Source organism: Secundilactobacillus muriivasis, from assembly GCF_054785195.1.
Genome location: NZ_BAABMI010000044.1, coordinates 1 through 5,080, shown reverse-complemented (window position 1 = coordinate 5,080; position 5,080 = coordinate 1). Strand labels below are relative to the sequence as shown.

At 48.8% G+C, this 5,080-nt stretch carries 4 protein-coding genes; 2 read left to right on the top strand and 2 right to left on the bottom strand.

Annotation, left to right across the window (positions count from 1 at the left end; translation table 11 throughout):
* Both ACYVR3_RS11235 and ACYVR3_RS11230 read left to right on the top strand, forming a co-directional pair.
* Nucleotides 1-349 (top strand): winged helix-turn-helix transcriptional regulator (locus ACYVR3_RS11235; RefSeq protein ID WP_461244316.1); only part of this gene is annotated, 349 nt, incomplete at its 5' end.
* A gap of 65 nt (nt 350-414) precedes the next feature.
* Complete coding sequence (locus ACYVR3_RS11230; RefSeq protein WP_461244315.1) at nt 415-2,259, top strand: diguanylate cyclase; 1,845 nt, start codon at nt 415-417, stop codon at nt 2,257-2,259.
* A 172-nt stretch (nt 2,260-2,431) separates the two neighbouring features.
* Here ACYVR3_RS11230 and ACYVR3_RS11225 read toward each other — a convergent pair whose 3' ends face one another.
* Both ACYVR3_RS11225 and ACYVR3_RS11220 read right to left on the bottom strand, forming a co-directional pair.
* Nucleotides 2,432-3,157: a gamma-glutamyl-gamma-aminobutyrate hydrolase family protein gene (locus ACYVR3_RS11225; protein WP_461244314.1), complete on the bottom strand. Its 726-nt coding sequence runs from the start codon at nt 3,155-3,157 to the stop codon at nt 2,432-2,434.
* 23 nt (nt 3,158-3,180) lie between these two features.
* A complete protein-coding gene (locus tag ACYVR3_RS11220; protein WP_461244313.1) occupies nt 3,181-4,818 on the bottom strand; it encodes a peptide ABC transporter substrate-binding protein in 1,638 nt (545 codons plus the stop codon).
* Nucleotides 4,819-5,080: the final 262 nt, after the last annotated feature.

Here is a 5,080-nt window from a genome sequence, read left to right as displayed (position 1 = left end):
TCCCAAAGAGTTTACCCTGTCCATGTTTAGCGGCAAGTGGAAGATCAACATGATTTACCATATGGGTAAGGAAGGTGCCTACTACTTCAATGAATTTCAAAAGCTATTACCCGCCGCTTCACACAAAGAACTTGCCGAAAAACTCAAGGAACTGGTTGCTGATGGTCTCGTGGTCAGAACCGAAGAGGCCGGTCAACGCCGTAAAGTTTCCTACGCCCTAACACCGCTGGGCGAAACGCTACTGCCCATCGTCAACGCGATGTACGACTGGGGCACGCAACGATTGGCTGAGCTGAAAATGCAGGACGTGAAGTTCGGCCTCGGTCAGGTTAAATCAACCTCGAAGTAACCTACCGACCATGTGTCATTCATGCTACACTGCATGAATAAGTAATGATTGAGGTGATGTCTCCAATGCAGTCTGATACAACCGTTTCCTTTGGCCTTTGGATCGTTCAATTAACCGTCGCCAACTTTTTTATTGCGGGGTTTGTTGAACTATTCAATACCATCTGGCGACAGGCGTTTCAACCTGACGATCTGCCGCCAGCCATCAAACGTCGCCGCCGTAGCACCTGGCTATTATTACCCATTATCGTAGGTGGCGTCATGCAGTACGGCGGCTTAATTAGCGGGCGCAATACCGCCATGTTCATTAACATCAGTTTATTTGTGCTGGTTATTCCACTATTGGCCCGAAACAACACAACGGTAACCTACCTTTTTCGATGTGCCATCCTACTGGGCGTTTGGCAATTGACCCACCTTACTAATTGGTTTTTAGCACCATCAATTGCCGGTAACGGCGTTTTGTTGCTTATGATGCTCCTGATCGGTCATTACACTGATGAGATCCGCTACCACTGGCTTCCCGCCATGGCAACTTGGCTGACCATTGCCCTGGCATTTTGGCTCACGATTCCCGACCACGTCTACCACGTTCCCATGACACCATTATTGCGCGGGCAGGCCATCACCATTTTTCTGGCGATGGGGTCATTAGCTACCAGCTACTGGATTCGACGCCAACAAGAACTCATCCAAACTCAAAAGATTCAACAATTGGCCGACTATGATAGTTTAACTAACGCCAAAACCTACTCGCACTATCAACGTGATACTACCGGCCTTTTTCAGGAGGCTCGGCAGTCACATCAACCACTAACGCTGGTGAGTTTGGATATCGACCGCTTCAAACAAGTCAACGACACGTTCGGCCACCTTGCAGGCAACACCGTTTTGGTGGGCGTTGCCGATACCTTGAAGCAAACACTGGAGTCCCATGGTGAGCAGAACCACATTTATCGAACCGGTGGCGAAGAATTTAACATTATTTTCCCGGATAAAGCCATTGATGACGTTCTTCCCATTATCGAAGCCTGTTGGCAGGCGGTGCGGAAAAGTTACTTTACGTCTGGCGATGATCAAATTTCCGTCACGATTTCAATGGGCGTCACTCAGGTGGTTACAACGGATCAGTCGATCAACGATACTTATAAACGCGCTGACAGCAACCTCTACCAGAGTAAGCAGCGCGGACGAGATGCCGTGACGGTCAACGGTCACACATTGCATACGGACCACGATTTAAGTACTGATGCTGATATTCACACGTTCTTCACCCAATCAATCATGACCGTGGCTGACGGTGACCCAATTCTCTGGGGAAATGAACTATTGCTCCGGCTATACGATAAAGATCGCGAACACTGGGTCTTGCCGTCAGAGTTCGCTATTTCTGTTGAGATGCAAGTTGCGCTGATCAACAAAGTGCTTCAAACTGACGTTAACACTCGGTTTGGCCTAAACCTCACCGCCGACCAGTTTCAGGATCCACACGTTAGCGATGTCTTATGTGACTTTTTCCAAAAAACACCTGCGATTCCGGAACTGGGTGTTGAAATTATCGACGTTCCTAGTCTCGATGTGATGGCTAAAATTAGTCAAAACTACCACGAGAGCGGCATCACGATTTATATCGATGACGTTGGTAGCGACAACAGTTACGAACTCGTGCGCGACATGTTACCCTACATCGATGGCATTAAATTTGCCATGCAAAATCTGCGTCGAACCGACTCCTTAACCCGGATCCAAGACCGAATCAAATTCTGGGTCGAAGTCGCGAACACCGCAAAGATCACCTTTATCTTGGAGGGCGTTGAAAACCAATCGGAACTCGCTTTTGCCCGGTCGCTTGGGATTCAACAGTTCCAGGGATATTACTTTGACCGGCCGTCGTTGCCGACTCGGGTATAGGGTGCGGCGCGAGACTACTGGCCAGTTAAGTTTCTGAGATGAGTCGCAATAGTAACAACCTACACCAATGTGAGATGGAAGTCGGCAATTCAAGTCAATCAACGCACTTCACAATCTGACAGCAACAAAAAAAGCAGCTAGCCACCGGGCTAACTGCTTTTTCTAATACCATTTAATCAACTGCGCGTTCAACGCGTTTAATAAAGTCCTCAAACAACGTCAACATCTGCGCATCCACTTCAAACATGGTTTCCGGATGCCACTGTACCGCCACGATGAGATCATTATCAACGCTCTCAACGGCTTCAATTGTGTCGTCACTGGCGGTTGCGGTCACTTTGAGCTGAGGTGCCACCGTCTTAAGTGACTGGTGATGATGGCTGTTCACCAAGAGCCCATCCGCCTGCACGATCGTTGCTAACCGACTCTGAGCATCGATGGCAACGTGGTGAGTGCCCTGCGTCATTGCAGCATTTTGAAAATGCTGTAAGGTTGGGTGCCCAAACTGGGTGGCGATATCTTGATACAAATCACCGCCCAGTGCCACGTTGATCACCTGAATGCCCCGGCAAATGCCAAAGATTGGAATCCCACGCTTAACGGCTTCTCGAACCAGAGTCAGTTCACTTTCGTCTAGCAGCGAATCCGTCATGCTTAACTGTGGCAGTGGTTCTTCACCGTAAAACCGCGGCGCAACGTCCGGTCCGCCTGGTAATAATAGGCCATCGATGATATCAAGGTACCGGGTGACCAACTCTGGATTTCGCGTTGGAATCAATACTGGTGCGCCACCAGCCTTCACAACCGCCGCAACGTCCCCCTGATTGACACTGTTGCGGTAAGCATTGTCTAACACCCGACTTTCAGCCGGGATTCCGATAATGACTTGTTTGCTCATCACAGCTACCTCCAATTTATCCGTTATTTCCAATAAGCGTACCGGTAAAGTGTATCACGCAACAACGTTGGTTGCACGCCGGCGACTTTGGTACTGATCAAGTTCGCTTGGGTGCTTTGGTAAAGTGGTGTGAAGCCTTGATTGTCAGCCAAGGCCTTAGCCGTGGCCTGCATCGTTTGATAACGATCTTTGGCAGACTGTTTATCAGCCGAAATCGTGGCAATTTGTTTCTCGTAAGACTTGTTGTCAAACTTCCCGAAGTTGATACTGTTGGTGATTGAAGCCTTGTTCAAGAAGTCCACTGGATCTTGGAAATCACTGGTCCAGCTCAACGTCCCACTTTGGAAGTCACCCTTGGTGAAGGTGCTGATTTCGTTGTTCAACGGAATGGCACGAAGGGAAACCTTTAAGCCTTTCAGGTTCTGTTGAACGGCCCCTTGAATGTACTCCCCAACGGATTTGTTCACATCTTGGTCATTGGTTAAGAGTTCGATTGAGACGGTTTTCTTACCCAATTCTTGTTGGGCTTGTTGCCAGTACTGCTTGGCCTTCTTCAAGTTGTAAGGGTACAAGTTCCCGGTATCGGCGTTGAAATCTTTGCCGGTGGTTGGGTTCGTGAAGTTACCTTCTGGAATGGCACTCTTTGATGGGAGTGAGCCGTCTTTCAACACGTTCTTAACCAAGGCTTTCCGGTTAATGGCGTAGCTAACCGCTTTACGTAACGCCGTGTTATTGGTAGCTTTTTGCTTTGAATTCCAAACGATGAAATTCAAGCGGTTCAACTTGGTCAGCTTCAAGTTCTTCTTCAACTTACCGGTACTATCCGCCTGAACTTGGTTGCCGGTGACCGTTGTGACTTGCACATCACCTGACGCAAACAAATTTTGCGCCGTGCTGTTATCCTTAACCGTTTGCACCTTAACCGTCTTCAACCGAACGTCCTTAGCGTTGAAATACTTCCCGTTTTTGGCGTACGTCCAAGTATCGCTACTCCCCGTCCAGTTTTTGATGTTGTAGGCACCGTTGCTGAGCGTTTTAGCGGCGCTACTGCCGTACTTTTCGCCGTATTTGGCAACGAACTTTTGATTTAATGGGTAAAGCTCGGTGGCTAAGCGGGAATTGAACCACGGTGTTTTTTGCGCCAGCGTAATTTGGAGTTTATGTTTGTTGAGCGCCTTAGCGCCCAGTGTGCTAACCGCTTTTTTACCGTTATTAATCGCCGTTGCGTTCGCAATTTCTTCCACGTGACCGGCTTCTTGTGACTTCGTCTTCGGATCAACCTGCCGTTGAAGCGAGTAGACGAAATCCTGTGCCGTTACGGGATCGCCGTTTGACCACTTGGCATCCTTACGTAGCGTGATCGTGTAGGTTTTACCGCCGTTGGTTGGCGTTGCGATTTTAGTGGCAACACCGGGAACAACCTTCCCCTGCTTATTCGTTGTATAAAGGCCCTCGTAAATCTGAGCAATCGCTGCCTGACTCACAATGTCAGTCGCCTTGTTGGGGTCGGTCGTTGCAATTGCCTGACTGGCCGTGACCTTTAATGCCTTGCTTTGAGTCCCTGTTTTGGGAGTGCCGTTGCTGGAGCTGGTTTGACCACAGGCGCTTAACAATAAGCCTAGCCCTAATGCTGTGATGCCGAATACCGTTTTTCGTTTCATGCTGATGTTCCCCTTTTCCATTTTGATTTCCCTAATAACCTGATTTGAATAGATTGAAAAAGCAATTTGAATAGATTGAATTTTAATCAGTTAAACTTCGGTGCTTTACGGCTACCGTGCCGAAACGCGTTCGGAGAGGCAGAGACCTGCACCCAAGGCACTTCAGCCAAAAGCCTCCAAAACCAGGGCTTCTGTGCTTTACGGCTACCGTGCCGAAACGTGCTACTCAAGGCAGAGACCTGCACCTAAGGGACTTCCACCA